This is a genomic window from Pantoea sp. SO10 (assembly GCF_005281435.1).
GTDB classification, from domain to species: domain Bacteria; phylum Pseudomonadota; class Gammaproteobacteria; order Enterobacterales; family Enterobacteriaceae; genus Pantoea; species Pantoea leporis.
This window is the reverse complement of sequence record NZ_CP040095.1, coordinates 3,805,334-3,829,779: the sequence shown is the minus strand read 5'-3', so window position 1 is coordinate 3,829,779 and position 24,446 is coordinate 3,805,334. Positions and strand designations below refer to the sequence as shown.

At 50.1% G+C, this 24,446-nt stretch carries 42 protein-coding genes and 1 pseudogene; 41 read left to right on the top strand and 2 right to left on the bottom strand.

The annotated features are described in order from the left end of the window. The first annotated feature begins 96 nt into the window (after window positions 1-96). The 41 genes and pseudogenes from FCN45_RS17745 to FCN45_RS17545 form a co-directional block, all read left to right on the top strand. Entirely contained in the window at window positions 97-819 is a 723-nt protein-coding gene (locus FCN45_RS17745) for a transcriptional regulator (RefSeq protein WP_007886240.1), read from the top strand. Then, window positions 819-1,205 carry a sulfurtransferase complex subunit TusD gene (tusD, locus tag FCN45_RS17740; RefSeq protein WP_137386636.1) on the top strand — a complete coding sequence of 129 codons (387 nt, stop codon included), beginning with the start codon at window positions 819-821 and terminating at the stop codon, window positions 1,203-1,205. Before FCN45_RS17745 ends, tusD begins: the two co-directional genes overlap by 1 nt. Further along, entirely contained in the window at window positions 1,205-1,564 is a 360-nt protein-coding gene (gene tusC, locus FCN45_RS17735) for a sulfurtransferase complex subunit TusC (protein WP_137386635.1), read from the top strand. Before tusD ends, tusC begins: the two co-directional genes overlap by 1 nt. 9 nt (window positions 1,565-1,573) lie before the next feature. Further along, window positions 1,574-1,861 (top strand): sulfurtransferase complex subunit TusB, encoded by a 288-nt coding sequence (gene tusB / locus FCN45_RS17730; protein WP_137386634.1) that lies wholly within the window; start codon window positions 1,574-1,576, stop codon window positions 1,859-1,861. 126 nt (window positions 1,862-1,987) lie between these two features. Further along, window positions 1,988-2,362, top strand: coding sequence for a 30S ribosomal protein S12 (rpsL, locus tag FCN45_RS17725; protein ID WP_006120575.1), 375 nt, complete (start codon window positions 1,988-1,990; stop codon window positions 2,360-2,362). Between the two features lie 96 nt (window positions 2,363-2,458). Next, entirely contained in the window at window positions 2,459-2,929 is a 471-nt protein-coding gene (gene rpsG, locus FCN45_RS17720) for a 30S ribosomal protein S7 (protein ID WP_007886246.1), read from the top strand. A 93-nt stretch (window positions 2,930-3,022) separates the two neighbouring features. Then, on the top strand, window positions 3,023-5,137 hold the full coding sequence (gene fusA / locus FCN45_RS17715; protein ID WP_101762633.1) for an elongation factor G: 2,115 nt from the start codon (window positions 3,023-3,025) through the stop codon (window positions 5,135-5,137). A 69-nt stretch (window positions 5,138-5,206) separates the two neighbouring features. After that, window positions 5,207-6,391: an elongation factor Tu gene (tuf, locus tag FCN45_RS17710; protein WP_110867595.1), complete on the top strand. Its 1,185-nt coding sequence runs from the start codon at window positions 5,207-5,209 to the stop codon at window positions 6,389-6,391. Window positions 6,392-6,569: 178 nt separating this feature from the next. Next, entirely contained in the window at window positions 6,570-6,764 is a 195-nt protein-coding gene (gene bfd, locus FCN45_RS17705; RefSeq protein ID WP_008104746.1) for a bacterioferritin-associated ferredoxin, read from the top strand. A 105-nt stretch (window positions 6,765-6,869) separates the two neighbouring features. Then, window positions 6,870-7,352: a bacterioferritin gene (bfr, locus tag FCN45_RS17700; RefSeq protein ID WP_101762566.1), complete on the top strand. Its 483-nt coding sequence runs from the start codon at window positions 6,870-6,872 to the stop codon at window positions 7,350-7,352. Between the two features lie 313 nt (window positions 7,353-7,665). Continuing rightward, complete coding sequence (gene rpsJ / locus FCN45_RS17695) at window positions 7,666-7,977, top strand: 30S ribosomal protein S10 (RefSeq protein ID WP_006120582.1); 312 nt, start codon at window positions 7,666-7,668, stop codon at window positions 7,975-7,977. Window positions 7,978-8,009: 32 nt separating this feature from the next. Next, window positions 8,010-8,636 carry a 50S ribosomal protein L3 gene (gene rplC / locus FCN45_RS17690; RefSeq protein ID WP_008104741.1) on the top strand — a complete coding sequence of 209 codons (627 nt, stop codon included), beginning with the start codon at window positions 8,010-8,012 and terminating at the stop codon, window positions 8,634-8,636. A 10-nt stretch (window positions 8,637-8,646) separates the two neighbouring features. Then, entirely contained in the window at window positions 8,647-9,252 is a 606-nt protein-coding gene (gene rplD / locus FCN45_RS17685; protein WP_007891650.1) for a 50S ribosomal protein L4, read from the top strand. After that, a complete protein-coding gene (rplW, locus tag FCN45_RS17680) occupies window positions 9,249-9,551 on the top strand; it encodes a 50S ribosomal protein L23 (RefSeq protein ID WP_007891652.1) in 303 nt (100 codons plus the stop codon). The genes rplD and rplW overlap by 4 nt, the downstream gene beginning before the upstream one ends. A 17-nt stretch (window positions 9,552-9,568) precedes the next feature. Continuing rightward, complete coding sequence (gene rplB / locus FCN45_RS17675; RefSeq protein WP_007891654.1) at window positions 9,569-10,390, top strand: 50S ribosomal protein L2; 822 nt, start codon at window positions 9,569-9,571, stop codon at window positions 10,388-10,390. A 16-nt stretch (window positions 10,391-10,406) separates the two neighbouring features. Further along, window positions 10,407-10,685 (top strand): 30S ribosomal protein S19, encoded by a 279-nt coding sequence (gene rpsS, locus FCN45_RS17670; RefSeq protein WP_001138115.1) that lies wholly within the window; start codon window positions 10,407-10,409, stop codon window positions 10,683-10,685. A gap of 13 nt (window positions 10,686-10,698) precedes the next feature. After that, on the top strand, window positions 10,699-11,031 hold the full coding sequence (rplV, locus tag FCN45_RS17665; protein ID WP_007891659.1) for a 50S ribosomal protein L22: 333 nt from the start codon (window positions 10,699-10,701) through the stop codon (window positions 11,029-11,031). 17 nt (window positions 11,032-11,048) lie between these two features. Then, window positions 11,049-11,747: a 30S ribosomal protein S3 gene (gene rpsC / locus FCN45_RS17660; RefSeq protein ID WP_007891660.1), complete on the top strand. Its 699-nt coding sequence runs from the start codon at window positions 11,049-11,051 to the stop codon at window positions 11,745-11,747. Window positions 11,748-11,759: 12 nt separating this feature from the next. Then, window positions 11,760-12,170 (top strand): 50S ribosomal protein L16, encoded by a 411-nt coding sequence (gene rplP / locus FCN45_RS17655; RefSeq protein ID WP_015962145.1) that lies wholly within the window; start codon window positions 11,760-11,762, stop codon window positions 12,168-12,170. Further along, entirely contained in the window at window positions 12,170-12,358 is a 189-nt protein-coding gene (gene rpmC, locus FCN45_RS17650) for a 50S ribosomal protein L29 (RefSeq protein ID WP_007891662.1), read from the top strand. Before rplP ends, rpmC begins: the two co-directional genes overlap by 1 nt. After that, complete coding sequence (gene rpsQ / locus FCN45_RS17645; protein WP_007891663.1) at window positions 12,358-12,612, top strand: 30S ribosomal protein S17; 255 nt, start codon at window positions 12,358-12,360, stop codon at window positions 12,610-12,612. Before rpmC ends, rpsQ begins: the two co-directional genes overlap by 1 nt. A 169-nt stretch (window positions 12,613-12,781) precedes the next feature. Then, window positions 12,782-13,153 carry a 50S ribosomal protein L14 gene (gene rplN, locus FCN45_RS17640; RefSeq protein ID WP_006120590.1) on the top strand — a complete coding sequence of 124 codons (372 nt, stop codon included), beginning with the start codon at window positions 12,782-12,784 and terminating at the stop codon, window positions 13,151-13,153. A gap of 10 nt (window positions 13,154-13,163) precedes the next feature. Then, a complete protein-coding gene (gene rplX / locus FCN45_RS17635) occupies window positions 13,164-13,478 on the top strand; it encodes a 50S ribosomal protein L24 (RefSeq protein WP_007891664.1) in 315 nt (104 codons plus the stop codon). 14 nt (window positions 13,479-13,492) lie between these two features. Beyond that, entirely contained in the window at window positions 13,493-14,032 is a 540-nt protein-coding gene (gene rplE / locus FCN45_RS17630) for a 50S ribosomal protein L5 (RefSeq protein ID WP_007891665.1), read from the top strand. A 14-nt stretch (window positions 14,033-14,046) separates the two neighbouring features. Then, window positions 14,047-14,352, top strand: a complete 306-nt coding sequence (gene rpsN / locus FCN45_RS17625; RefSeq protein ID WP_007891666.1) for a 30S ribosomal protein S14 — start codon at window positions 14,047-14,049, stop codon at window positions 14,350-14,352. 32 nt (window positions 14,353-14,384) lie between these two features. After that, window positions 14,385-14,777, top strand: a complete 393-nt coding sequence (rpsH, locus tag FCN45_RS17620) for a 30S ribosomal protein S8 (protein ID WP_007891668.1) — start codon at window positions 14,385-14,387, stop codon at window positions 14,775-14,777. Between the two features lie 13 nt (window positions 14,778-14,790). After that, window positions 14,791-15,324, top strand: a complete 534-nt coding sequence (rplF, locus tag FCN45_RS17615) for a 50S ribosomal protein L6 (protein ID WP_008104735.1) — start codon at window positions 14,791-14,793, stop codon at window positions 15,322-15,324. A 9-nt stretch (window positions 15,325-15,333) separates the two neighbouring features. Beyond that, window positions 15,334-15,687: a 50S ribosomal protein L18 gene (rplR, locus tag FCN45_RS17610; protein WP_008104733.1), complete on the top strand. Its 354-nt coding sequence runs from the start codon at window positions 15,334-15,336 to the stop codon at window positions 15,685-15,687. Window positions 15,688-15,701: 14 nt separating this feature from the next. After that, complete coding sequence (gene rpsE / locus FCN45_RS17605) at window positions 15,702-16,202, top strand: 30S ribosomal protein S5 (protein WP_007891679.1); 501 nt, start codon at window positions 15,702-15,704, stop codon at window positions 16,200-16,202. A gap of 5 nt (window positions 16,203-16,207) precedes the next feature. Further along, window positions 16,208-16,387, top strand: a complete 180-nt coding sequence (gene rpmD, locus FCN45_RS17600; protein WP_007891681.1) for a 50S ribosomal protein L30 — start codon at window positions 16,208-16,210, stop codon at window positions 16,385-16,387. A gap of 3 nt (window positions 16,388-16,390) precedes the next feature. Continuing rightward, window positions 16,391-16,825, top strand: a complete 435-nt coding sequence (gene rplO / locus FCN45_RS17595) for a 50S ribosomal protein L15 (protein WP_007891684.1) — start codon at window positions 16,391-16,393, stop codon at window positions 16,823-16,825. A 7-nt stretch (window positions 16,826-16,832) separates the two neighbouring features. Then, window positions 16,833-18,164, top strand: coding sequence for a preprotein translocase subunit SecY (gene secY, locus FCN45_RS17590; protein ID WP_007891686.1), 1,332 nt, complete (start codon window positions 16,833-16,835; stop codon window positions 18,162-18,164). 32 nt (window positions 18,165-18,196) lie between these two features. Then, entirely contained in the window at window positions 18,197-18,313 is a 117-nt protein-coding gene (gene rpmJ / locus FCN45_RS17585) for a 50S ribosomal protein L36 (protein ID WP_004160566.1), read from the top strand. A 146-nt stretch (window positions 18,314-18,459) separates the two neighbouring features. Next, on the top strand, window positions 18,460-18,816 hold the full coding sequence (rpsM, locus tag FCN45_RS17580) for a 30S ribosomal protein S13 (protein ID WP_034830736.1): 357 nt from the start codon (window positions 18,460-18,462) through the stop codon (window positions 18,814-18,816). A 16-nt stretch (window positions 18,817-18,832) separates the two neighbouring features. After that, entirely contained in the window at window positions 18,833-19,222 is a 390-nt protein-coding gene (rpsK, locus tag FCN45_RS17575; RefSeq protein WP_004160563.1) for a 30S ribosomal protein S11, read from the top strand. Between the two features lie 32 nt (window positions 19,223-19,254). Beyond that, entirely contained in the window at window positions 19,255-19,875 is a 621-nt protein-coding gene (rpsD, locus tag FCN45_RS17570; protein ID WP_007891687.1) for a 30S ribosomal protein S4, read from the top strand. A 25-nt stretch (window positions 19,876-19,900) separates the two neighbouring features. Continuing rightward, a complete protein-coding gene (gene rpoA, locus FCN45_RS17565) occupies window positions 19,901-20,890 on the top strand; it encodes a DNA-directed RNA polymerase subunit alpha (protein ID WP_007891688.1) in 990 nt (329 codons plus the stop codon). 40 nt (window positions 20,891-20,930) lie between these two features. Then, window positions 20,931-21,317: a 50S ribosomal protein L17 gene (gene rplQ / locus FCN45_RS17560; protein WP_008104728.1), complete on the top strand. Its 387-nt coding sequence runs from the start codon at window positions 20,931-20,933 to the stop codon at window positions 21,315-21,317. Between the two features lie 113 nt (window positions 21,318-21,430). Continuing rightward, window positions 21,431-21,802 carry a DUF1992 domain-containing protein gene (locus FCN45_RS17555; RefSeq protein WP_137386633.1) on the top strand — a complete coding sequence of 124 codons (372 nt, stop codon included), beginning with the start codon at window positions 21,431-21,433 and terminating at the stop codon, window positions 21,800-21,802. A 1-nt stretch (window position 21,803) separates the two neighbouring features. Next, complete coding sequence (gene zntR / locus FCN45_RS17550; RefSeq protein WP_137386632.1) at window positions 21,804-22,241, top strand: Zn(2+)-responsive transcriptional regulator; 438 nt, start codon at window positions 21,804-21,806, stop codon at window positions 22,239-22,241. Window positions 22,242-22,291: 50 nt separating this feature from the next. After that, window positions 22,292-22,483: pseudogene (locus FCN45_RS17545) on the top strand (alternative ribosome-rescue factor A); the annotation flags it as partial. Between the two features lie 44 nt (window positions 22,484-22,527). Here FCN45_RS17545 and mscL read toward each other — a convergent pair. Then, window positions 22,528-22,941, bottom strand: a complete 414-nt coding sequence (gene mscL, locus FCN45_RS17540) for a large-conductance mechanosensitive channel protein MscL (protein WP_007891693.1) — start codon at window positions 22,939-22,941, stop codon at window positions 22,528-22,530. A gap of 110 nt (window positions 22,942-23,051) precedes the next feature. After that, window positions 23,052-24,428, bottom strand: a complete 1,377-nt coding sequence (gene trkA, locus FCN45_RS17535) for a Trk system potassium transporter TrkA (protein WP_007891694.1) — start codon at window positions 24,426-24,428, stop codon at window positions 23,052-23,054. Between the last annotated feature and the right edge of the window lie 18 nt (window positions 24,429-24,446).

Below are 24,446 nucleotides of genomic sequence, written 5' to 3'. Positions count from 1 at the left end.
GCACATTTGCCAGACTAGCGCCTGCACAATTATCACAATATGAGTCTGCCCCAATGCTGTCGAGACAGGCTCCAGCCATTTAGGGTAATGTCTTCGATGTCTAATCCATTCAATCCCGGTGAACTGACTGACTTCGATTTACTGGAGCAACGTCCGTTCGAGCAAGCAGATTACGATATCCTCAAATCCTACGAAGCCGTTGTCGATGGCCTGGCGATGCTGATTGGCTCGCACTGCGAAATCGTGCTGCACTCGCTGGAAGATTTGAAGTGTTCTGCGGTGCGTATCGCCAACGGTGAACATACCGGGCGTAAAGTGGGTTCGCCGATTACCGATTTGGCGCTGCGTATGCTGCACGATATGCACGGCGCCGACAGCAATGTCTCCAGAGCCTACTTCACGCGCGCGAAAAGCGGTGTGCTGATGAAATCGGTCACGATCGCGATTCGTAATCGCCAGCAGCGCGTTATTGGCTTGCTGTGCATCAACATGAACCTCGACGTTCCGTTCTCGCAGATTATGTCGACCTTTATGCCGCCGGAGATGCAGCAGGTGGATTCCAACGTCAACTTTGCCAGCTCGGTGGAAGATCTGGTGATGCAGACGCTTGAGTTCGCGATTGAAGAAGTGAGCGCTGACCGTAACGTCTCTAATAATGCTAAGAATCGCCAGATCGTGCTCAATATGTATGAGAAGGGTATCTTCGACATTAAAGATGCGATTAACCAGGTGGCCGATCGCCTCAATATCTCCAAGCACACGGTTTACCTCTATATTCGTCAGTTTAAAAGCGGTGATTTTCAGGGGCAGGATCGCTAATGCGCTACACCTTGCTGGTCACCGGACCGGCATACGGCACGCAACACGCCAGCAGCGCGCTGCTGTTTGCGCGTGCACTCATCAAGGCCGGGCACCAGCTGGAGAGCGTGTTCTTCTATCGTGAAGGCGTGTTGAATGCCAACCAACTGAGCGCGCCGGCCAGCGATGAGGTGGATATGGTGCGTGAATGGCAGCAGTTGCGCGCTGAAAGTGGCGCCGTGCTGAATATCTGCGTGGCCGCAGCATTACGTCGTGGCGTAACCGACGCGCATGAAGCCGCGCGCTTACAACTGGCGGGCAGTAACTTGCAGCCGGGTTTTGAACTCAGCGGTTTGGGCGCATTGGCAGAAGCCGCGCTCAGCTGCGATCGTCTGGTGCAATTTTGATGAACCGCGTAGCTTTTCTATTTACTCAGGCACCGCACGGCAGCAGCGCGGGCAGGGAAGGGCTGGATGCTGTGCTGGCGACGGGCGCGCTAAGCGAAGATATCGGTCTGTTCTTTATCGGGGATGGCGTGCTGCAGCTCAATCGCGACCAACAACCTGAGCAAATTCTGGCGCGTAACTACATCGCGACCTTTGGCGTGCTGGAGTTGTACGATATTGACCAGTGTTTTGTCTGCGCCGATTCGCTGCTGGCGCGCGGGCAAAGTTTGACGGCCGAACGTGTGTTAAACGCTGAAGTGATGGATGCCGCATCGCTACGCGAGAAGCTGGCTTCCTATCATCGTGTTATTCGATTCTGAGAACTGATCATGCTCTACACGCTGCTGCAATCTCCCTGGCAATGCGACCTCGATAGCCTGCTGCTTTTATTGCAGGAAGGCGACGATCTACTTTTACTGCAGGATGGCGTCAGCGCCGCTTTGGCTGGCAGCCAAATGTTAATCAAGCTCAGCGCATCGCCGGCTACGCTGTGGGTATTAGAAGAAGATGTGGGCGCGCGCGGCCTGGATGAGCAAATTTCGACCAATGTAGCACGTTTGGACTATACTGGTTTCGTTGCGATGACAGCGAAGCATCCACAACAAGTGGCCTGGTAAGAGCGAAAACCTGGTTATTTCTTGACACCCTTTTGACACAGCCCTAAAATTCTGCCTCCTCGTAGTAATACGAGGCGATTTATTACGTGTTTACGAAGCAAAAAGCTAAATCCCAGGAGCTATTTAATGGCAACAGTTAACCAGCTGGTTCGCAAACCACGCGTACGCAAAGTTGCAAAGAGCAACGTGCCTGCGCTGGAAGCTTGCCCGCAGAAACGTGGTGTATGTACTCGTGTGTACACCACTACCCCTAAAAAACCAAACTCAGCACTGCGTAAAGTTTGCCGTGTGCGTTTGACCAACGGTTTTGAAGTTACCTCCTACATCGGTGGTGAAGGTCATAACCTGCAGGAACACTCAGTGATCCTGATCCGTGGCGGTCGTGTTAAAGACTTGCCAGGTGTGCGTTACCACACCGTTCGTGGCGCGCTGGACTGCTCAGGTGTTAAAGACCGTAAGCAGTCACGCTCCAAGTACGGCGTGAAGAAGCCAAAGGCTTAATGGTTCTCCGTTAAGTAAGGCCAAACGTTTTAACTTAAATGTCAAACTAAACTCGTAGAGTTTTGGACAATCCTGAATTAACAACGGAGTATTTCCATGCCACGTCGTCGCGTCATTGGTCAGCGTAAAATTCTGCCGGATCCTAAGTTCGGATCAGAGCTGCTGGCTAAATTTGTAAATATCCTGATGGTAGATGGTAAAAAATCTACTGCTGAATCTATCGTCTATACCGCGCTTGATACCCTGGCTCAACGCGCTGGTAAAGATGGCCTGGAAGCGTTCGAGGTTGCTCTCGAAAACGTACGTCCGACTGTCGAAGTTAAGTCACGTCGCGTTGGTGGTTCTACCTACCAGGTTCCAGTTGAAGTCCGTCCGGTTCGTCGTAATGCCCTGGCAATGCGTTGGATCGTAGAAGCTGCTCGTAAACGCGGTGATAAATCTATGGCTCTCCGCCTGGCGAACGAACTTTCTGATGCTGCAGAGAACAAAGGTACTGCAGTTAAGAAACGTGAAGACGTTCACCGCATGGCTGAAGCCAACAAGGCGTTCGCACACTACCGCTGGTAACAGCAACGTAGTTGTTATAAACCCAGCGGGCGTCCCAGTGACTCACCTGCTGGGCTTTTTTAACTTAGAACGTCTAAGAATCAGAGGAATCAAATGGCTCGTAAAACACCCATTGAGCGCTACCGTAACATTGGTATCAGTGCGCACATCGACGCCGGTAAGACTACAACTACCGAACGTGTTCTGTTCTACACCGGTGTAAACCACAAAATCGGTGAAGTTCATGACGGCGCAGCAACCATGGACTGGATGGAGCAGGAGCAGGAACGTGGTATTACCATCACGTCTGCTGCGACTACCTGTTTCTGGTCTGGTATGGCTAAGCAGTTTGAACCACACCACGTAAACATCATCGACACCCCGGGACACGTTGACTTCACCATCGAAGTTGAGCGTTCTATGCGTGTGCTTGATGGCGCAGTAATGGTTTACTGTGCAGTTGGTGGTGTTCAGCCACAGTCTGAAACCGTATGGCGTCAGGCTAACAAATATAAAGTTCCACGCATCGCGTTCGTTAACAAAATGGACCGCATGGGTGCTAACTTCCTGAAAGTTGTTGACCAGATGAAAGTGCGCTTGGGTGCAAACCCAGTTCCACTTCAGCTGGCTATCGGCGCAGAAGAAGGTTTCACCGGTGTTGTTGACCTGGTGAAAATGAAAGCGATCAACTGGAACGATGCCGATCAGGGCGTTACCTTCGTTTACGAAGATATTCCAGCTGATATGCAGGAACTCGCTGAAGAGTGGCGTGCGAAGCTGGTTGAAGCCGCTGCTGAAGGTTCTGATGAGCTGATGGAGAAATTCTTCGGCGGTGAAGAACTGACTGAAGAAGAGATCAAAACTTCTCTGCGTAAGCGCGTTCTGAAAAACGAAATCATCCTGGTGACCTGTGGTTCTGCATTTAAGAACAAAGGTGTTCAGGCGATGCTGGATGCGGTAGTTGAATACCTGCCAGCACCGACTGACGTTACCGCGATTAACGGTATGCTGGACGACGGTAAAGACACGCCGGCTGAGCGTCATTCCGATGACAAAGAGCCGTTTGCTGCACTGGCGTTCAAAATCGCTACCGACCCGTTTGTTGGTAACCTGACCTTCTTCCGCGTTTACTCTGGTGTTGTTAACACCGGTGACACCGTGTTCAACCCGGTTAAGTCAAACCGTGAGCGTCTGGGCCGTATCGTTCAGATGCACGCGAACAAACGTGAAGAGATCAAGGAAGTTCGTGCGGGCGATATCGCCGCTGCGATCGGTCTGAAAGACGTAACCACTGGTGACACCCTGTGTGACCCAGACAACGTCATCATTCTTGAGCGTATGGAATTCCCTGAGCCGGTAATCTCTATCGCCGTTGAGCCGAAAACCAAAGCTGACCAGGAAAAAATGGGTCTGGCTCTGGGTCGTCTGGCGAAAGAAGATCCATCATTCCGCGTATGGACTGATGAAGAAACCAACCAGACCATCATCGCAGGTATGGGTGAGCTGCACCTCGACATCATCGTTGACCGCATGAAGCGTGAATTCAACGTTGAAGCGAACGTCGGTAAACCTCAGGTTGCTTACCGTGAAGCGATTCGCGCGAAAGTTACCGATATCGAAGGTAAACACGCCAAGCAGTCTGGTGGTCGTGGTCAGTATGGTCATGTTGTTATCGACATGTACCCACTGGAGCCGGGCGTTAATCCGAAAGGTTACGAATTTGTCAACGATATCAAGGGCGGTGTGATTCCAACTGAATACATCCCTGCGGTTGATAAAGGTCTCCAGGAGCAGCTGAAATCAGGTCCACTGGCTGGTTATCCGGTAGTTGATCTGGGTGTTCGTCTGCACTTCGGTTCATACCATGATGTCGACTCCTCTGAGCTGGCGTTTAAACTGGCTGCTTCTTTAGCCTTTAAAGATGGCTTTAAGAAAGCACAACCTGTTCTGCTTGAGCCAATCATGAAGGTTGAAGTAGAGACTCCGGAAGAGAACACCGGTGACGTTATCGGTGACCTTAGCCGTCGTCGTGGTATGCTCAAAGGACAGGAATCTAACGCTACTGGCGTTCAGATCCATGCTGAAGTTCCGCTGTCTGAAATGTTCGGATATGCAACCCAGCTGCGTTCTCTGACCAAAGGCCGTGCTTCTTACTCCATGGAGTTCCTGAAGTACGATGATGCGCCGAACAACGTCGCTCAGGCCGTTATTGAAGCTCGTAGCAAATAAGCTACGGTTTAAAAATTGTGAACTGATGCCTTCATGACTCATGAAGGCACAACGTAAGGAATTATCGCCATGGCGAAAGAGCAATTTCAGCGTAACAAACTGCACGTAAACGTGGGCACCATCGGTCACGTCGACCACGGTAAAACCACCCTGACTGCAGCAATTACTACCGTACTGGCTAAAACCTACGGCGGTAAGGCAAGCAAATTCGATGAGATCGATAAAGCGCCAGAAGAGAAAGCACGTGGTATCACCATCAACACTTCTCACGTTGAATATGAAACCCCGTCTCGCCACTATGCGCACGTTGACTGCCCAGGCCACGCCGACTATGTGAAAAACATGATCACCGGTGCTGCGCAGATGGACGGCGCGATCCTGGTTGTTGCTGCGACTGATGGCCCAATGCCACAGACCCGTGAGCACATCCTGCTGGGTCGTCAGGTTGGCGTTCCTTACATCATCGTGTTCCTGAACAAGTGCGACATGGTTGATGATGAAGAGCTGCTGGAACTGGTAGAGATGGAAGTACGTGACCTGCTGTCAGCATATGACTTCCCAGGCGACGACACTCCAATCGTACGTGGTTCTGCTCTGAAAGCGCTGGAAGGCGACGCTGAGTGGGAAGCTAAGATCATTGAGCTGGCTGAGCACCTGGATACTTACATCCCAGAGCCAGTTCGTGCAATTGACAAGCCGTTCCTGCTGCCAATCGAAGACGTATTCTCAATCTCTGGCCGTGGTACCGTTGTTACCGGTCGTGTTGAGCGCGGTATCGTTAAAGTGGGCGACGAAGTTGAAGTTGTTGGCCTTAAAGACACTGTGAAATCAACCTGTACTGGCGTTGAAATGTTCCGCAAACTGCTGGACCAGGGTCAGGCAGGCGAGAACTGTGGTGTTCTGCTGCGTGGTATCAAGCGTGAAGACATCGAGCGTGGCCAGGTTCTGGCTAAGCCGGGTTCAATCAAGCCACATACCCAGTTCACTTCAGAAGTTTACGTTCTGTCTAAAGATGAAGGCGGCCGTCATACTCCGTTCTTCAAAGGCTACCGTCCTCAGTTCTACTTCCGTACTACTGACGTGACCGGTGACGTTCAACTGCCAGAAGGCGTTGAGATGGTAATGCCAGGCGACAACGTAAAAATGACCGTTACTTTGATCAAGCCAATCGCTATGGATCAGGGTCTGCGTTTTGCAATCCGTGAAGGCGGCCGTACTGTTGGTGCGGGTGTTGTTGCTGAAATTATCGCTTAATTGCGTTAATGTTGATGGCTGTTTCGGCAGTCATCGCAGCATGAAAAAGAGCACTTCGGTGCTCTTTTTTTATGTCTGAATTTTGCCGTTTCGATTAATCCCACATAAAAGCTGCGTTTGAAATAAAAACCATTCTCATTTACAATTTGATCATAAATTGTACGGGAGTCCGCAGTAAATGTACGTCTGCTTGTGTAACGCCGTGAGTGATAAAACTCTGCGCGAAGTGGTTCGCCGCTATCAACCCAAATCGATTCAACAATTGCGCCAGTTGGTTCCCATTGGAAAGCAATGTGGCAAGTGCGTGCGGTTTGCGCGTGAAATTATGGAAGATGAACTGCAAAACGTGCCGCTCTACAAAGAGATAGCTTAATAAAGTAATTCTGCACTTCCTAATACCCACAATAACTGTCGCGTTTTTTTGACTTCCTTTCATCCGCATCTACGCTCTATTTAGTTGGAAGCGGAGGAAGCAAAAATGAAGGGCGACAGTAAAATCATATTTCATCTCAACAAATTGCTGGGGAATGAACTGGTTGCGATTAATCAGTACTTCCTTCATGCGCGTATGTTCAAAAATTGGGGTCTGACCCGGCTCAATGACGTTGAGTATCATGAGTCAATCGATGAAATGAAACATGCGGACAAATACATCGAACGCATTCTTTTTCTTGAAGGAATTCCTAACCTGCAAGATCTAGGTCGATTACGCATCGGTGAAGACGTGCCGGAAATGCTGCAATCTGACCTGGCATTAGAACTGGAAGGCGCAAAGGATTTGCGTGAGGCGATAGCCTATGCCGACAAGGTTCATGACTACGTCAGCAGAGACATGATGATTGAGATTCTTACGGAAGAGGAAGGGCACATAGACTGGCTGGAAACGGAACTCGATCTGGTGAACAAACTCGGCCTGCAAAATTATCTTCAGTCTCAATTAAAAGATCAGAACGAACATTAGCCATATGCCCATCGTCACGCAAGCCCGCTCAGTCAAAACGATTGCTGCGGGTTTTTTTCGGTCTGTAACCAGATTGATGTGGTTAAAAACACAACACGGGTTGCTTCCTGAACTGATTTACGTATAATGCGCGGGCCTGCCGATATTGGTGTGGCGCGATTCGAGCAGAATCGCAGGGGATAGCTGTTTATGTATCGCCTAACAATACTCCCAATTGGGGAGTTATATGCTGAACGATTACACTCCTCCATCAATCGTAATGGATGCGGGTAGTAATTCTTTTCGTTTATAAAATGTTTGGAGCCTTGGTCTCATGTCGAACCAAAGAATCCGTATCCGTCTTAAAGCGTTTGATCATCGCCTGATCGATCAATCAACCGCGGAAATCGTTGAGACTGCCAAGCGCACTGGTGCGCAGGTACGTGGTCCGATCCCGCTGCCAACCCGCAAAGAGCGTTTTACCGTTCTGATCTCTCCGCACGTTAACAAAGACGCGCGTGATCAGTACGAAATCCGCACTCACAAGCGTCTGGTAGACATCGTTGAGCCAACTGAAAAAACCGTTGATGCTCTGATGCGTCTGGACCTGGCTGCCGGTGTTGACGTGCAGATCAGCCTGGGTTAATCAGGTCATCGAGCGATTGAGAGGTTGATACAATGATTGGTTTAGTCGGTAAAAAAGTGGGTATGACCCGCATCTTCACTGAAGATGGCGTTTCAATCCCAGTAACCGTTATCGAAGTTGAAGCAAACCGCGTTACTCAGGTCAAAGGCCTGGACAACGATGGTTACCAAGCTATTCAGGTTACCACCGGTGCTAAAAAAGCAAGCCGTGTGAGCAAGCCTGAAGCAGGTCATTTTGCTAAAGCTGGCGTTGACGCTGGCCGTGGTCTGTGGGAATTCCGCACCGAAGGTGAAGATTTCTCTGTTGGCCAGAGCATCAGTGTTGAAATTTTCGCTGACGTTAAAAAAGTAGACGTGACCGGTACCTCTAAAGGTAAAGGTTTCGCAGGTACCGTTAAGCGCTGGAACTTCCGTACCCAGGACGCTACGCACGGTAACTCCTTGTCACACCGCGTTCCGGGTTCTATCGGTCAGAACCAGACTCCGGGCAAAGTGTTCAAAGGCAAGAAAATGGCTGGTCAACTGGGTAATGAGCGCGTAACCGTTCAGAGCCTGGAAGTAGTACGTGTTGACGCTGAGCGCAACCTGCTGCTGGTCAAAGGTGGCGTCCCGGGTGCAACTGGGTGCGATCTGATTGTTAAACCAGCTGTGAAGGCGTAAGGGGATAGCAATGGAATTAGTACTGAAAGACGCGCAGAGCGCGCTGACTGTTTCCGAAACTACCTTCGGTCGTGATTTCAACGAAGCGCTGGTTCACCAGGTTGTTGTTGCTTATGCCGCTGGTGCTCGTCAGGGTACTCGCGCGCAGAAGACTCGTGCTGAAGTTACTGGTTCAGGCAAAAAGCCTTGGCGCCAGAAAGGTACCGGCCGTGCGCGTTCAGGTTCTGTAAAGAGCCCGATCTGGCGTTCAGGTGGCGTAACCTTCGCTGCACGTCCACAGGACCACAGTCAAAAAGTTAACAAAAAGATGTACCGCGGCGCGCTGAAAAGCATTCTGTCCGAGCTGGTACGTCAGGACCGTCTGATCGTTGTCGAGACGTTCTCTGTAGAAGCGCCTAAAACTAAGCTGCTGGTACAGAAACTGAAAGACATGGCGCTGCAAGATGTGCTGATCATCACCGGTGAACTGGATGAGAATCTGTTCCTGGCTGCGCGTAACCTGTACAAGGTTGACGTGCGTGATGCAGCGGGCATCGACCCAGTTAGCCTGATCGCCTTCGACAAAGTCGTTATGACTGCGGAAGCAGTTAAGCAAGTTGAGGAGATGCTGGCATGATCCGTGAAGAACGTCTGCTGAAAGTAGTGCGTGCACCGCACGTATCAGAAAAAGCATCTACTGCGATGGAAAAAACCAATACCATCGTTCTCAAAGTTGCTAAAGACGCGACCAAAGCAGAGATCGTTGCTGCTGTTGAGAAGCTGTTCGAAGTGGAAGTTAAAGACGTAAACACCCTGGTAGTTAAAGGGAAAGTTAAGCGTCACGGACAGCGTATCGGTCGTCGTAGCGACTGGAAAAAAGCTTACGTCACCCTGAAGGAAGGCCAGAATCTGGACTTCGTCGGCGGCGCTGAGTAAGTCGGAGGAGAAAGACAATGGCAGTTGTTAAATGTAAACCGACATCTCCGGGTCGTCGCCACGTAGTTAAAGTGGTGAACCCAGAGCTGCACAAGGGCAAACCATTTGCTCCGCTGGTAGAAAAAAACAGCAAATCCGGTGGTCGTAACAACAATGGTCGTATCACTACCCGTCATATCGGTGGTGGTCACAAGCAGGCTTACCGTATTGTTGACTTCAAACGCAACAAAGATGGTATCCCAGCAGTTGTTGAGCGTCTTGAGTACGATCCGAACCGTTCTGCGAACATCGCACTGGTTCTGTACAAAGATGGCGAGCGCCGTTACATCCTGGCCCCTAAAGGCCTGAAAGCCGGCGATCAGATTCAATCTGGCGTTGATGCTGCGATTAAAGCAGGTAACACCCTGCCGATGCGTAACATCCCGGTGGGTTCTACCGTTCATAACGTAGAAATGAAACCAGGCAAAGGCGGTCAGATTGCTCGCTCAGCTGGTACTTACGTGCAGATCGTTGCGCGTGAAGGTTCCTACGTTACCCTGCGTCTGCGTTCAGGCGAAATGCGCAAAGTTGAATCCGAATGTCGTGCAACTCTTGGCGAAGTTGGCAACTCTGAGCACATGCTGCGCGTACTGGGTAAAGCTGGTGCAACCCGTTGGCGTGGTGTTCGTCCTACCGTTCGCGGTACTGCGATGAACCCAGTCGATCACCCGCACGGTGGTGGTGAAGGTCGTAACTTTGGTAAGCACCCGGTAACTCCGTGGGGCGTTCAGACCAAAGGTAAGAAGACCCGTAGCAACAAGCGTACTGATAAATTTATCGTACGTCGCCGTAGCAAATAATTTTAGAGGATAAGCCATGCCACGTTCTCTCAAGAAAGGTCCTTTTATTGACCTGCACTTGCTGAAGAAGGTAGAGAAAGCGGTGGAAAGCGGTGACAAGAAGCCCCTGCGCACTTGGTCCCGTCGTTCAACGATCTTCCCTAACATGATCGGTTTGACCATCGCTGTCCATAATGGTCGTCAGCACGTTCCTGTCTTTGTTTCCGACGAAATGGTCGGCCACAAACTGGGTGAATTTGCACCGACACGTACTTATCGCGGCCATGCTGCAGATAAGAAAGCCAAGAAGAAATAAGTAGGAGGAAGAGATGGAAACTATTGCTCAACATCGCCATGCTCGTTCTTCTGCTCAGAAGGTTCGCCTGGTGGCAGACCTGATTCGCGGTAAGAAAGTGTCGCAGGCTCTGGATATTCTGACCTACACCAACAAGAAAGCTGCTGTGTTGGTTAAGAAAGTCCTGGAATCTGCCATTGCGAACGCCGAACACAACGATGGCGCTGATATCGACGATCTGAAAGTCGCGAAAATCTTCGTAGACGAAGGCCCAAGCATGAAGCGCATTATGCCGCGTGCGAAAGGTCGTGCAGATCGCATCCTGAAGCGCACCAGCCACATTACTGTGGTTGTGTCCGATCGCTGAGACTCTGGAGACTAGCAATGGGTCAGAAAGTACATCCTAATGGTATTCGCCTGGGTATTGTAAAACCATGGAACTCTACCTGGTTTGCGAACACCAAAGAATTCGCTGACAACCTGGACAGCGATTTTAAAGTCCGTCAGTTCCTGACCAAGGAACTGTCTAAAGCGTCTGTATCTCGTATCGTTATCGAGCGTCCGGCTAAGAGCATCCGTGTGACTATTCACACTGCTCGCCCGGGTATCGTTATCGGTAAAAAAGGTGAAGACGTAGAAAAACTGCGTACGGTCGTCGCGAAAATCGCTGGCGTTCCTGCACAGATCAACATCGCCGAAGTCCGTAAGCCGGAACTGGACGCTAAATTGGTTGCTGATAGCATCACTTCACAGCTGGAGCGTCGTGTGATGTTCCGTCGTGCTATGAAGCGTGCTGTACAGAACGCAATGCGTCTGGGCGCGAAGGGTATTAAAGTCGAAGTCAGCGGCCGTTTGGGCGGTGCCGAGATCGCACGTACCGAATGGTACCGTGAAGGTCGCGTACCGTTGCACACACTGCGTGCAGATATTGACTACAACACCTCTGAAGCGCACACCACTTATGGTGTAATCGGCGTTAAGGTATGGATCTTCAAAGGCGAGATCCTGGGTGGTATGGCTGCTGTTGAACAACCGGAACCGGCTGCTCAACCTAAAAAGCAGCAGCGTAAAGGCCGTAAGTAAGGAGAGTCGCTGATGTTACAACCAAAGCGTACGAAATTCCGTAAAGTGCACAAAGGCCGCAACCGTGGTCTGGCGCAAGGTACGGATGTCAGCTTCGGTACTTTCGGTCTGAAAGCTGTTGGCCGTGGTCGTCTGACTGCTCGTCAGATCGAAGCAGCACGTCGTGCTATGACCCGTGCAGTTAAGCGTCAAGGTAAAATTTGGATCCGTGTATTCCCGGACAAACCAATTACCGAGAAGCCGCTGGAAGTGCGTATGGGTAAAGGTAAGGGTAACGTGGAGTATTGGGTTGCCCTCATTCAACCGGGTAAAGTCCTGTATGAAATGGACGGAGTTTCGGAAGAATTGGCCCGTGAAGCCTTCAAGCTGGCAGCAGCAAAACTGCCTATCAAAACCACCTTTGTTACTAAGACGGTGATGTAATGAAAGCAAATGAGCTGCGTGAAAAAAGCGTTGAAGAGCTGAACACTGAGCTACTTAACCTGCTGCGTGAGCAGTTTAACCTGCGCATGCAAGCAGCATCCGGCCAACTTCAGCAAACCCATCTGCTGAAAGAAGTTCGCCGTAATGTTGCACGTGTTAAGACTTTACTGACTGAGAAGGCGGCGTAATGACCGATAAAATCCGTACTCTGCAGGGTCGTGTTATTAGTGACAAAATGCAGAAATCTGCAGTTGTCGCTATCGAACGTGTCGTGAAACACCCGATCTACGGTAAATTCATCAAGCGTACGACTAAGCTGCACATCCATGACGAGAACAACGAATGCGGTATTGGTGACGTGGTTGAAATCCGCGAAACCCGTCCGCTGTCTAAGACTAAGTCTTGGACGCTGGTTCGCGTTGTAGAGAAAGCGGTTCTGTAATAGAATCCGTTTCCTCTAAAAAATAAAACGAACGGCTCGTCTGAGCCGTTCGTTTTTTCTACCCATGTGCGAGAACCGGTGTTATAATGCCGCGCCCTCAATTATGGGGCTTTTTAACGACCTGAGGTTTGGGTCCCGAAGTAGTAGTTGACATTAGCGGAGCACTAAAATGATCCAAGAACAGACTATGCTGAACGTCGCCGACAACTCCGGTGCACGTCGCGTAATGTGTATCAAGGTTCTGGGTGGCTCGCACCGTCGCTACGCAGGCGTCGGCGATATCATCAAAGTGACCATCAAGGAAGCAATTCCTCGTGGCAAGGTGAAAAAAGGTGATGTCCTGAAAGCGGTAGTGGTGCGCACCAGGAAGGGTGTTCGTCGCCCGGACGGTTCTGTCATTCGCTTCGATGGTAATGCATGCGTTATTTTAAACAATAACAGCGAGCAACCTATCGGTACGCGTATTTTTGGGCCGGTAACTCGTGAACTTCGTACTGAAAAGTTCATGAAAATTATCTCTCTGGCACCAGAAGTACTCTAAGGAGCGAGCAATGGCAGCGAAAATCCGTCGTAACGACGAAGTTATCGTGCTTACCGGCAAAGACAAAGGTAAACGCGGTAAAGTAAAGAACGTCCTGACTTCTGGTAAAGTCATCGTTGAAGGTATCAACCTGGTTAAGAAACATCAGAAGCCGGTTCCGGCCCTGAACCAGCCAGGTGGCATCGTTGAAAAAGAAGCGGCTATTCAAGCTTCCAACGTTGCACTCTTCAATGCGGCAACCGGCAAGGCTGACCGTGTAGGCTTTAGATTCGAAGACGGCAAAAAAGTCCGTTTCTTCAAGTCTAATAGCGAAACTATCAAGTAATTTGGAGTAGTACGATGGCGAAACTGCATGATTACTACAAAGACGAAGTAGTCCAGAAACTCATGACAGAGTTCGGCTACAATTCTGTCATGCAAGTCCCTCGGGTCGAGAAGATCACCCTGAACATGGGTGTTGGTGAAGCGATCGCTGACAAGAAACTGCTGGATAACGCAGCAGCTGACCTGGCAGCAATCTCCGGTCAAAAACCGCTGATCACCAAAGCACGCAAATCAGTTGCAGGCTTCAAAATCCGTCAGGGCTATCCGATCGGCTGTAAAGTAACTCTGCGCGGTGAGCGTATGTGGGAGTTCTTTGAGCGTCTGATCACTATTGCTGTACCACGTATTCGTGACTTCCGCGGTTTATCTGCTAAGTCGTTCGACGGTCGTGGTAACTACAGCATGGGCGTTCGTGAGCAGATCATCTTCCCAGAAATCGATTATGACAAAGTCGATCGCGTTCGTGGTTTGGATATTACCATTACCACTACTGCGAAATCTGATGATGAAGGCCGTGCTCTGCTGGCTGCCTTTGAATTCCCATTCCGCAAGTAAGGTAGGGTTACTTAATGGCTAAGCAATCGATGAAAGCACGCGAAGTTAAGCGTGTGAAATTAGCAGACAAGTTCTTCGCCAAGCGCGTTGAACTGAAAGCGATCATTTCTGATGTGAACGCATCCGACGAAGATCGTTGGGATGCCGTTCTCAAGCTGCAGAGTCTGCCGCGTGATTCCAGCCCTTCCCGTCAGCGTAACCGCTGCCGTCAGACAGGTCGTCCGCACGGTTTCTTGCGGAAGTTTGGGTTGAGCCGTATCAAGGTCCGTGAAGCCGCAATGCGCGGTGAAATCCCGGGTCTTAAAAAGGCTAGCTGGTAATTGTCACCATTTGAATCACGGGAGTAACACAGATGAGCATGCAAGATCCGATCGCGGATATGCTGACCCGTATCCGTAACGGTCAGGCCGCGAACAAAGTTGCGGTCTCTATGCCTTCCTCCAAGCTGAAAGTGGCAATTGCCAACGTGCTGAAGGAAGAAGGCTATATTGAAGATTTTAAAATCGAAGGCGATATCAAGTCTGAGCTGGAGGTTACTTTAAAGTATTTCCAGGGCAAGGCTGTGGTAGAGAGCATTCAGCGTGTTAGTCGTCCAGGTCTGCGCATCTATAAGAAAAAAGATGAGCTGCCAAAAGTAATGGCTGGTCTGGGCATCGCTGTAATCTCTACCTCTAAAGGTGTCATGACTGATCGTGCAGCGCGCCAAGCTGGTCTTGGTGGCGAAATTATCTGCTACGTAGCGTAATCGGAGGAATAAAATGTCTCGTGTTGCAAAAGCACCTGTCGTTGTTCCTGCGGGCGTAGAGGTAAAACTCAGCGGTCAGGAAGTTTCGATCAAAGGCAAAAACGGCGAGCTGACTCGTACTATCAACAGTGCTGTAGAAGTTAAGCATGCAGACAACGCCCTGACTTTCGCTCCACGCGAAGGTTATGCGGATGGTTGGGCACAAGCAGGTACTGCTCGTGCGCTGCTGAACGGCATGGTTATCGGTGTTACCGAAGGCTTCACCAAGAAGCTGCAACTGGTTGGTGTTGGTTATCGTGCAGCTGTTAAAGGCAACTCTGTGAGCTTGGCCCTTGGCTTCTCTCACCCTGTTGACCATGCACTGCCGGCCGGCATCACTGCTGAATGTCCAACTCAGACTGAGATCGTGCTGAAAGGCGCGGATAAACAGCTGATTGGTCAGGTTGCAGCTGATCTGCGCGCCTACCGTCGTCCTGAGCCTTATAAAGGCAAGGGTGTTCGTTACGCCGACGAAGTCGTGCGTACCAAAGAGGCTAAGAAGAAGTAAGGTAACACTATGGATAAGAAATCTGCTCGTATCCGTCGTGCGACCCGTGCACGTCGCAAGCTCAAAGAGCTGGGTGCTACTCGCCTGGTGGTACATCGTACCCCGCGTCATATCTACGCACAGGTGATCGCCCCGAACGGTTCCGAAGTTCTGGTTGCTGCTTCTACTGTAGAAAAAGCTATTGCCGAACAACTGAAGTATACCGGTAACAAAGACGCCGCTGCAGCTGTAGGTAAAGCTCTGGCTGAGCGCGCTGTTGAGAAAGGCATTACTAATGTCTCTTTCGACCGTTCCGGGTTCCAATATCATGGTCGTGTCCAGGCACTGGCAGATGCTGCCCGTGAAGCTGGCCTTCAGTTCTAAGGTAGAGGTCTAAGATGTCAAACATCGAGAAACAAGCTGGCGAACTGCAGGAAAAACTGATCGCGGTAAACCGTGTATCTAAAACTGTAAAAGGTGGTCGTATTTTCTCCTTCACCGCACTGACTGTAGTGGGTGATGGTAACGGCCGCGTTGGTTTTGGTTACGGTAAAGCGCGTGAAGTTCCAGCAGCGATCCAGAAAGCGATGGAGAAAGCCCGTCGCAATATGATTAACGTCGCGCTGACTCACGGCACCCTGCAGCACCCTGTTAAAGGTGCTCACACAGGTTCTCGTGTGTTCATGCAGCCAGCTTCTGAAGGTACCGGTATCATCGCCGGCGGTGCAATGCGCGCCGTTTTAGAAGTTGCTGGAGTACATAACGTTCTGGCTAAAGCGTATGGTTCTACCAACCCGATTAACGTGGTTCGTGCAACTATCGATGGCCTGGGCAATATGAATTCTCCGGAAATGGTCGCTGCCAAGCGTGGTAAATCCGTTGAAGAAATTCTGGGGTAATCACGATGGCTAAGACAATTAAAATTACACAAACCCGCAGTTCAATCGGCCGCCTGCCTAAGCACAAAGCGACTCTGGTTGGCTTGGGTCTGCGTCGCATCAATCACACCGTTGAGCGTGAAGATACGCCTGCTGTACGCGGTATGATTAACGCGATTTCCTACATGCTGAAAGTGGAGGAGTAAGAGATGCGTTTAAACACTCTGTCTCCGGCCGAAGGGTCTAAACACGCTTCTAAGCGTCTGGGTCGTGGTATCGGTTCTGGCCTCGGTAAAACTGGTGGTCGTGGTCACAAAGGTCAGAACTCTCGTTCTGGCGGTGGCGTACGTCGCGGTTTCGAGGGTGGCCAGATGCCTCTGTACCGTCGTCTGCCGAAATTCGGTTTCACCTCTCGCAAAGCAATGATCACTACAGAAGTTCGTCTGTCTGATCTGGCGAAAGTTGAAGGCGGTATTGTTGACCTGAATACGCTGAAAGCGGCCAATATTATCGGTGTTCAGATTGAATTCGCGAAAGTGATTCTTTCTGGTGAAGTTTCTGCACCGGTAACGGTTCGCGGTCTGCGTGTCACCAAAGGTGCTCGTGCTGCAATCGAAGCTGCTGGCGGTAAAATCGAGGAATAAGTAGCAGATGGCAAAGCAACCGGGATTAGATTTTCAAAGTGCCAAAGGTGGCTTTGGTGAACTGAAGCGCAGACTGTTGTTTGTAATCGGTGCACTCATTGTCTTCCGAATTGGCTCTTTTATTCCAATCCCCGGTATCGATGCCACTGTACTTGCCAAACTGCTTGAGCAACAGCGTGGCACCATCATTGAAATGTTCAACATGTTCTCTGGTGGTGCTCTCAGTCGTGCCTCAATCTTCGCTCTGGGTATTATGCCGTATATTTCGGCTTCTATTATTATCCAGCTGCTGACGGTGGTTCATCCAGCGTTAGCTGAGATTAAGAAAGAGGGTGAAGCTGGTCGTCGCAAGATTAGCCAGTACACTCGCTACGGCACACTGGTTCTGGCTGTATTCCAGTCGATCGGTATTGCTACCGGTTTACCGAATATGCCTGGAATGCAGGGGCTGGTAATGAATCCAGGCTTTGCATTCTACTTTACCGCTGTTGTAAGTCTGGTTACTGGGACAATGTTCCTGATGTGGCTGGGCGAACAGATTACTGAGCGAGGTATCGGTAACGGTATCTCGATCATTATCTTCGCAGGTATTGTTGCGGGACTTCCGCCGGCCATTGGCCATACCATCGAGCAAGCGCGGCAAGGTGACCTGCACTTCCTTCTGTTGCTGTTGGTTGCAGTTCTAGTATTTGCAGTGACGTTCTTTGTTATTTTCGTCGAGCGTGGCCAGCGCCGCATTGTGGTCAACTACGCTAAACGTCAGCAAGGTCGTCGTGTATATGCTGCACAGAGCACACATTTACCGTTGAAAGTGAATATGGCGGGTGTAATCCCAGCTATTTTTGCTTCCAGCATTATTCTGTTCCCGGCGACCATAGCATCATGGTTCGGGGGCGGTACCGGTTGGAACTGGCTGACAACAATTTCGCTGTATTTGCAACCAGGACAGCCGCTTTATGTGCTACTCTATGCGACTGCAATCATCTTCTTCTGTTTCTTCTACACGGCGTTGGTTTTCAACCCACGTGAAACAGCAGATAACCTGAAGAAGTCTGGTGCATTCGTACCGGGAATTCGTCCGGGAGAGCAAACGGCGAAGTACATCGATAAAGTAATGACACGTCTGACCTTAATCGGCGCACTGTATATTACTTTTATCTGCCTGATCCCGGAGTTCATGCGTGATGCTATGAAAGTTCCATTCTACTTTGGCGGCACATCGCTGCTCATCGTAGTGGTCGTCATCATGGACTTTATGGCTCAAGTGCAAACTCTGATGATGTCGAGTCAGTACGAGTCTGCATTGAAGAAAGCTAACCTGAAGGGCTACGGCCGTTAATTCGGGTGCTTGAGAAGTTACGGAGAGTAAAAATGAAAGTTCGTGCTTCCGTCAAGAAATTATGTCGTAACTGCAAAATCATTCGCCGCGACGGTGTCGTACGTGTGATCTGCAGCGCCGAGCCAAAGCATAAACAGCGCCAAGGCTGATATTGTCACATATTTTTCTTGCAAAGTCGGGTTGAGCTGGCTAGATTAGCCAGCCAATCTTTTGTATGTCGATGCGTTACCATTTGAGTATCCTGAAAACGGGCTTTTCAGCATGGGACGCATTTGTTTAATTATAGGAGTGCATAGTGGCCCGTATAGCAGGCATTAACATTCCTGATCAAAAACATACCGTTATCGCATTAACTTCGATTTTCGGTATCGGTAAAACTCGTTCTAAAGCCATCTGCGCTTCAACGGGTATTGCTGAAAATGTTAAGATCAGAGAGCTGTCTGAAGAACAAATTGAACAGCTGCGTGAAGCAGTTGGTAAATTCGTTGTTGAAGGTGATCTGCGCCGTGAAATCACCCTGAGCATCAAGCGTCTGATGGACCTTGGTTGCTATCGTGGTTTACGCCATCGTCGTGGTCTGCCAGTTCGCGGTCAGCGTACTAAGACCAATGCACGTACCCGTAAGGGTCCGCGTAAACCGATCAAGAAATAATCGGGGTGAGTAAATAATGGCAAAGGCACCAGTTCGTGCACGTAAGCGTGTAAGAAAACAAGTCTCAGATGGCGTGGCTCATGTCCATGCATCTTTTAACAACACCATCGTTACAATTACTGATCGTCAGGGTAACGCACTGGGTTGGGCAACCGCCGGTGGTTCCGGTTTCCGCGGTTCACGTAAATCTACTCCGTTTGCTGCTCAGGTAGCTGCAGAGCGCTGTGCAGAAGCAGTGAAAGATTACGGTATTAAGAATCTGGAAGTTATGGTTAAGGGTCCGGGTCCAGGACGCGAATCAACAATTCGTGCTCTGAACGCTGCTGGTTTCCGCATCACTAATATTACTGATGTGACTCCAATCCCTCACAACGGTTGTCGTCCGCCGAAAAAACGTCGCGTTTAATCGCCCGTTTTTAGGTTAGTTGGAGAAAGAAAATGGCAAGATATTTGGGTCCTAAGCTCAAGCTGAGCCGTCGTGAGGGTACCGACTTATTCCTTAAGTCTGGCGTTCGCGCGATCGATACCAAGTGCAAAATTGAACAACCACCTGGTCAGCATGGTGCGCGTAAACCGCGTCTGTCTGACTACGGCGGCCAGTTGCGTGAAAAGCAGAAAGTTCGTCGTATGTACGGCGTGCTGGAGCGTCAGTTCCGCAACTACTATAAAGAAGCAGCACGTCTGAAAGGCAACACAGGTGAAAACCTGCTGGCCCTGCTGGAAGGCCGTCTGGATAACGTTGTTTACCGTATGGGCTTTGGCGCCACTCGTGCAGAAGCACGTCAGCTGGTTAGCCATAAATCTATCCTGGTGAACGGTCGCGTTGTTAACATCGCTTCTTATCAGGTATCTCCGAATGATGTCGTAAGCATCCGTGAGAAAGCCAAACAGCAATCTCGCGTGAAGGCCGCTCTGGAGCTGGCTGAGCAGCGTGAAAAGCCAACCTGGCTGGAAGTTGATGCTACTAAGATGGAAGGTGTGTTCAAGCGTATTCCTGAACGTACTGATCTGTCTGCGGACATTAACGAACACCTGATCGTCGAGCTTTACTCTAAGTAAAGCTTAGTACCAAAGAGAGGACACAATGCAGGGTTCTGTGACAGAGTTTCTAAAACCGCGCCTGGTAGATATCGAGCAAGTGAGTTCGACGCACGCCAAGGTGACCCTTGAGCCGTTAGAGCGTGGCTTTGGCCATACTCTTGGCAACGCACTGCGCCGTATTCTGCTTTCTTCCATGCCGGGTTGCGCGGTGACCGAGGTTGAGATTGATGGTGTGCTTCATGAGTACTCCACCAAAGAGGGCGTACAGGAAGATATCCTGGAAATCCTGCTTAACCTGAAAGGGTTGGCGGTAAGAGTTCAAGGTAAAGATGAAGTCATCCTTACTCTGAATAAATCTGGCATTGGCCCTGTGACTGCAGCCGACATCACCCACGACGGTGATGTTGAAATCGTCAAGCCGCAGCATGTGATCTGCCACCTGACCGATGAAAACGCATCTATTAGCATGCGTATCAAAGTTCAGCGTGGTCGTGGTTATGTGCCGGCTTCTGCCCGAATTCATTCGGAAGAAGATGAGCGCCCAATCGGCCGTCTGTTGGTTGACGCTTGCTACAGCCCTGTAGACCGTATTGCCTACAATGTTGAAGCAGCGCGTGTAGAACAGCGTACCGACCTGGACAAGCTGGTCATCGAAATGGAAACCAACGGCACAATCGATCCTGAAGAGGCGATTCGTCGTGCGGCAACCATCCTGGCAGAACAACTGGAAGCTTTCGTTGACTTACGTGATGTACGTCAGCCGGAAGTAAAAGAAGAGAAACCAGAATTCGATCCGATCCTGCTGCGCCCTGTTGACGATCTGGAATTGACTGTCCGCTCTGCTAACTGCCTCAAGGCAGAAGCTATCCACTACATCGGTGATCTGGTACAGCGTACCGAGGTTGAGCTGCTTAAAACGCCTAACCTGGGTAAAAAATCTCTTACCGAGATTAAAGATGTGCTTGCTTCACGTGGTTTGTCTCTGGGCATGCGCCTGGAAAACTGGCCACCAGCAAGCATTGCTGATGAATAACCCGATCACAGGTTAAGGTTTCACTGAGAAGGATAAGGTCATGCGCCATCGTAAGAGTGGTCGTCAACTGAACCGCAACAGCAGCCATCGTCAGGCTATGTTCCGCAACATGGCTGGTTCTCTGGTTCGTCATGAGATCATTAAGACGACTCTGCCGAAAGCCAAAGAGCTGCGCCGCGTAGTTGAGCCGCTGATTACTCTTGCCAAGACCGACAGCGTAGCTAATCGTCGTCTGGCATTCGCCCGCACTCGTGATAACGAGATCGTGGCAAAACTGTTTAACGAGCTGGGCCCGCGTTTCGCGAGCCGTGCCGGTGGTTACACTCGCATTTTGAAGTGTGGCTTCCGTGCTGGTGACAACGCTCCGATGGCTTACATCGAGCTGGTTGATCGTCCAGAAGCTCAAGCAGAAGCTACTGCAGAGTAATTTGCAGTATCGTAAAAAACCCGCTTCGGCGGGTTTTTTATTGTCCGTAATTCCTTTCCATTTACCCCCCTTTCGCTATGCTGATGGCTGATACACCCATCAGGAACTCCCTTATGTGGCTAATTGATCAACTTGCAGAGCAACACATACGTGAAGCTCAGGAAAAGGGTGAGCTGAGTAATTTGCCCGGCGAAGGTGCACCTTTACAGCTAGATGATGACAGCGGAGTGCCAGTTGAACTGCGCACGGCATATCGGCTGTTGAAAAACTCTGGTTACTTACCTCCGGAACTTGAATTGCGTCGAGAAGCATTGGCGGTAAACGATCTGCTACGCGAACTGGATCCTGATGATGGCAAGGCGCGAGAATTATCGAAACGCTTAGTTTTGCTAGAAATAAAACTCCAGCAAGCCGGAATCAGTACCGATTTTTTGCGCGGCGAGTATAGCGATAACATCCATCATCATTTGCAGCGGGAGAAATAGCATGTATCGGATTGGCCAGCTGGCAAAAATGGCGGATGTGACGCCAGACACCATCCGCTTTTATGAAAAACAGCAGATGATGAATCATGAGGTACGTACTGAGGGCGGCTTTCGTCTTTATAGCGACGATGATTTACAGCGGCTGCGTTTTATTCGTTATGGTCGCCAACTTGGATTTAGCTTAGAGTCAATCCGTGGTTTATTGTCGATCCGCATCGATCCTGAACATCATACTTGCCAGGAATCCAAAGCCATTGTGGCGAAACGATTGGATGAAGTGAATGGCATGATTGCAGAACTACAGAAGATTCAACGTTCATTGCATCGTTTAGCTGAAACCTGCTGCGGCGACATACATAGCAGCGCTTGCTGTTCAATACTTGAAGCTCTGGAGAGAGGTGAGGAGCCGCAGCCTGAAATTTGTTGTAGTAAGGATTGAATTTTGCGCTGGAAGGAATATAGTTGCGCCGTTAATAACCGGAGGACGAGATGACTCGCTATCAGCACCAAAAAGGTAAAATCAACGATAATGCACTGGAAGCATTATTACATGATCCACTGTTTAGGCAGCGCATTGAGAAGAATCAGAAAGGAAAGGGCAGCTATCAACGTAAAGACAAACATGGCAAAGGACGTAACTGGGAGGCCAGTGATAAGCAGAAAAGTTTATCACTGGCCTTCTTCTTTAAAGACAAAAAAGCCGCCTTACGTGGGCGGCTTTTTTATTATAATTTATCGTGATTTTGTTGTTTTAACAGGTCACGGATTTCAGTGAGCAGTAACTCTTCATTCGTCGGCTTAGGTGCCGCTTTCTCAACTTCTTTTTTCTGATACAGCTTGTTCATTACTTTAATTGCCAGGAATATCGCGAAGGCAACAATAACGAAATCGAACACGGTCTGAATAAAGTTACCGTACTCCATTACCACAGCAGGAATATCACCTTCTGCCGGTTTTAATATCCATTTAAACTGTTTGAAATCGACGCCACCAATCAGCAAGCCAAGTGGCGGCATGATGATATTGGCGACCAGTGAAGAAACAATCTTACCAAAAGCGGCACCGATGATGACACCTACCGCCAGATCAACCACGTTCCCGCGCATTGCAAAATCACGAAACTCTTTGAATAAACTCATTGTTATCTCCTTGCCTTGGCCAATGGCTAAAGTCTAACAAACCTTTGTGCAATTGCCATTAGAACAATGGATTAAGCGAAATTTTCACGGCTGGCTTTCGCCCGCAGCTTTTACAGGAAGAATGGACTTGGCTGGAACAGGCGCTCAACATCGGGCACAAACTTCTTATCCGTCAGGAACATAATTACGTGATCGCCCTGTTCGACGCGCACGTTATCATTGGCGATGATCACCTCATCACCGCGCACCACAGCACCGATAATGGTTCCCGGCGGCAACTTAATATCTTCTATCAAACGCCCAACCACGCGTGAGGTGGTTTCATCGCCGTGTGCGATCGCTTCGATTGCTTCTGCAATACCGCGACGCAGTGAGGACACGCCCACGATATCGGCTTTACGTACGTGACTTAGCAGCGCCGAGATCGTGGCTTGTTGCGGCGAGATCGCAATGTCGATCACGCTACCTTGAACAAGATCGACGTAGGCGCGGCGCTGGATCAGCACCATTACTTTTTTCGCACCCATTTTCTTAGCCAGCATGGCCGACATAATATTGGCTTCATCGTCGTTAGTGACCGCGATGAAGAGATCCACCTGATCGACATGCTCTTCGGCCAGCAATTCCTGATCCGAGGCGTCACCGTAAAACACGATAGTATCGTGCAAGCGTTCTGCTAATTCTGCCGCGCGCTGTTGATTACGTTCAATCAACTTGACGCTGTACTGTTTTTCCAGGCGCTGCGCCAATCCAAAGCCGATATTGCCGCCGCCAACTAGCATGATGCGCTTATACGGTTTTTCCAGACGCTGCATTTCACTCATCACCGCGCGGATATGTTGGCTCGCGGCAATAAAGAACACTTCATCGCCGGCTTCCACAATCGTAGAACCTTGGGGACGAATGGGGCGATCCTGACGAAAAATCGCCGCGACTCGCGTATCAATATGCGGCATATGTTCACGCATGATCGACAAAGGATTCCCGACCAGCGGTCCGCCATAATAGGCTTTAACCACTGCGAGGCTCACTTTGCCTTCGGCAAAATTCACTACCTGAAGTGCGCCAGGATACTGAATCAGGCGGTAGATATTGTCGATCACCAACTGCTCAGGGGAGATCAGATGATCAATTGGTACGGCTTCAGGTACAAACAGCTTCTCAGCATCGCGTAAGTATTCAGCGGCGCGAATACGCGCGATGCGATTGGGCGTATTAAAAAGGGAATACGCAATCTGACAAGCCACCATGTTGGTTTCATCGGAGTTGGTTACCGCTACCAGCATATCCGCATCTTCAGCACCGGCTTCACGCAAAATACGCGGATGGGATCCGTGACCATGCACGACGCGCAGATCAAATTTGTCCTGCAAAACGCGTAAACGCGTCGCATCGCTATCGACGACGGTGATATCGTTATTTTCCCCGACCAGATTTTCTGCCAGGGTTCCGCCGACCTGGCCGGCGCCGAGGATAATGATTTTCATGGCTTAGATGCTCTTGTC

What these genes read in the sequence shown, in the direction of transcription:
- tusB (WP_137386634.1), top strand. Translation starts at nt 1,574, where the DNA reads ATGCTCTACACGCTGCTGCAATCTCCCTGGCAATGCGACCTCGATAGC.
- tusC (WP_137386635.1), top strand. Translation starts at nt 1,205, where the DNA reads ATGAACCGCGTAGCTTTTCTATTTACTCAGGCACCGCACGGCAGCAGC.
- rplW (WP_007891652.1), top strand. Translation starts at nt 9,249, where the DNA reads ATGATCCGTGAAGAACGTCTGCTGAAAGTAGTGCGTGCACCGCACGTA.
- rpsD (WP_007891687.1), top strand. Translation starts at nt 19,255, where the DNA reads ATGGCAAGATATTTGGGTCCTAAGCTCAAGCTGAGCCGTCGTGAGGGT.
- rplR (WP_008104733.1), top strand. Translation starts at nt 15,334, where the DNA reads ATGGATAAGAAATCTGCTCGTATCCGTCGTGCGACCCGTGCACGTCGC.
- rpsL (WP_006120575.1), top strand. Translation starts at nt 1,988, where the DNA reads ATGGCAACAGTTAACCAGCTGGTTCGCAAACCACGCGTACGCAAAGTT.
- rplB (WP_007891654.1), top strand. Translation starts at nt 9,569, where the DNA reads ATGGCAGTTGTTAAATGTAAACCGACATCTCCGGGTCGTCGCCACGTA.
- zntR (WP_137386632.1), top strand. Translation starts at nt 21,804, where the DNA reads ATGTATCGGATTGGCCAGCTGGCAAAAATGGCGGATGTGACGCCAGAC.
- rpsH (WP_007891668.1), top strand. Translation starts at nt 14,385, where the DNA reads ATGAGCATGCAAGATCCGATCGCGGATATGCTGACCCGTATCCGTAAC.
- rplP (WP_015962145.1), top strand. Translation starts at nt 11,760, where the DNA reads ATGTTACAACCAAAGCGTACGAAATTCCGTAAAGTGCACAAAGGCCGC.
- rpsC (WP_007891660.1), top strand. Translation starts at nt 11,049, where the DNA reads ATGGGTCAGAAAGTACATCCTAATGGTATTCGCCTGGGTATTGTAAAA.
- rpsS (WP_001138115.1), top strand. Translation starts at nt 10,407, where the DNA reads ATGCCACGTTCTCTCAAGAAAGGTCCTTTTATTGACCTGCACTTGCTG.
- rplC (WP_008104741.1), top strand. Translation starts at nt 8,010, where the DNA reads ATGATTGGTTTAGTCGGTAAAAAAGTGGGTATGACCCGCATCTTCACT.
- rplF (WP_008104735.1), top strand. Translation starts at nt 14,791, where the DNA reads ATGTCTCGTGTTGCAAAAGCACCTGTCGTTGTTCCTGCGGGCGTAGAG.
- rpsG (WP_007886246.1), top strand. Translation starts at nt 2,459, where the DNA reads ATGCCACGTCGTCGCGTCATTGGTCAGCGTAAAATTCTGCCGGATCCT.
- rpoA (WP_007891688.1), top strand. Translation starts at nt 19,901, where the DNA reads ATGCAGGGTTCTGTGACAGAGTTTCTAAAACCGCGCCTGGTAGATATC.
- bfd (WP_008104746.1), top strand. Translation starts at nt 6,570, where the DNA reads ATGTACGTCTGCTTGTGTAACGCCGTGAGTGATAAAACTCTGCGCGAA.
- rpmJ (WP_004160566.1), top strand. Translation starts at nt 18,197, where the DNA reads ATGAAAGTTCGTGCTTCCGTCAAGAAATTATGTCGTAACTGCAAAATC.
- rpsK (WP_004160563.1), top strand. Translation starts at nt 18,833, where the DNA reads ATGGCAAAGGCACCAGTTCGTGCACGTAAGCGTGTAAGAAAACAAGTC.
- rplO (WP_007891684.1), top strand. Translation starts at nt 16,391, where the DNA reads ATGCGTTTAAACACTCTGTCTCCGGCCGAAGGGTCTAAACACGCTTCT.
- tuf (WP_110867595.1), top strand. Translation starts at nt 5,207, where the DNA reads ATGGCGAAAGAGCAATTTCAGCGTAACAAACTGCACGTAAACGTGGGC.
- mscL (WP_007891693.1), bottom strand. Translation starts at nt 22,941, where the DNA reads ATGAGTTTATTCAAAGAGTTTCGTGATTTTGCAATGCGCGGGAACGTG.
- rplD (WP_007891650.1), top strand. Translation starts at nt 8,647, where the DNA reads ATGGAATTAGTACTGAAAGACGCGCAGAGCGCGCTGACTGTTTCCGAA.
- rplE (WP_007891665.1), top strand. Translation starts at nt 13,493, where the DNA reads ATGGCGAAACTGCATGATTACTACAAAGACGAAGTAGTCCAGAAACTC.
- FCN45_RS17555 (WP_137386633.1), top strand. Translation starts at nt 21,431, where the DNA reads ATGTGGCTAATTGATCAACTTGCAGAGCAACACATACGTGAAGCTCAG.
- rpmC (WP_007891662.1), top strand. Translation starts at nt 12,170, where the DNA reads ATGAAAGCAAATGAGCTGCGTGAAAAAAGCGTTGAAGAGCTGAACACT.
- rplV (WP_007891659.1), top strand. Translation starts at nt 10,699, where the DNA reads ATGGAAACTATTGCTCAACATCGCCATGCTCGTTCTTCTGCTCAGAAG.
- rplX (WP_007891664.1), top strand. Translation starts at nt 13,164, where the DNA reads ATGGCAGCGAAAATCCGTCGTAACGACGAAGTTATCGTGCTTACCGGC.
- rpsE (WP_007891679.1), top strand. Translation starts at nt 15,702, where the DNA reads ATGTCAAACATCGAGAAACAAGCTGGCGAACTGCAGGAAAAACTGATC.
- bfr (WP_101762566.1), top strand. Translation starts at nt 6,870, where the DNA reads ATGAAGGGCGACAGTAAAATCATATTTCATCTCAACAAATTGCTGGGG.
- rplN (WP_006120590.1), top strand. Translation starts at nt 12,782, where the DNA reads ATGATCCAAGAACAGACTATGCTGAACGTCGCCGACAACTCCGGTGCA.
- FCN45_RS17745 (WP_007886240.1), top strand. Translation starts at nt 97, where the DNA reads ATGTCTAATCCATTCAATCCCGGTGAACTGACTGACTTCGATTTACTG.
- trkA (WP_007891694.1), bottom strand. Translation starts at nt 24,428, where the DNA reads ATGAAAATCATTATCCTCGGCGCCGGCCAGGTCGGCGGAACCCTGGCA.
- rpsQ (WP_007891663.1), top strand. Translation starts at nt 12,358, where the DNA reads ATGACCGATAAAATCCGTACTCTGCAGGGTCGTGTTATTAGTGACAAA.
- fusA (WP_101762633.1), top strand. Translation starts at nt 3,023, where the DNA reads ATGGCTCGTAAAACACCCATTGAGCGCTACCGTAACATTGGTATCAGT.
- rpsJ (WP_006120582.1), top strand. Translation starts at nt 7,666, where the DNA reads ATGTCGAACCAAAGAATCCGTATCCGTCTTAAAGCGTTTGATCATCGC.
- secY (WP_007891686.1), top strand. Translation starts at nt 16,833, where the DNA reads ATGGCAAAGCAACCGGGATTAGATTTTCAAAGTGCCAAAGGTGGCTTT.
- rplQ (WP_008104728.1), top strand. Translation starts at nt 20,931, where the DNA reads ATGCGCCATCGTAAGAGTGGTCGTCAACTGAACCGCAACAGCAGCCAT.
- rpsN (WP_007891666.1), top strand. Translation starts at nt 14,047, where the DNA reads ATGGCTAAGCAATCGATGAAAGCACGCGAAGTTAAGCGTGTGAAATTA.
- tusD (WP_137386636.1), top strand. Translation starts at nt 819, where the DNA reads ATGCGCTACACCTTGCTGGTCACCGGACCGGCATACGGCACGCAACAC.
- rpmD (WP_007891681.1), top strand. Translation starts at nt 16,208, where the DNA reads ATGGCTAAGACAATTAAAATTACACAAACCCGCAGTTCAATCGGCCGC.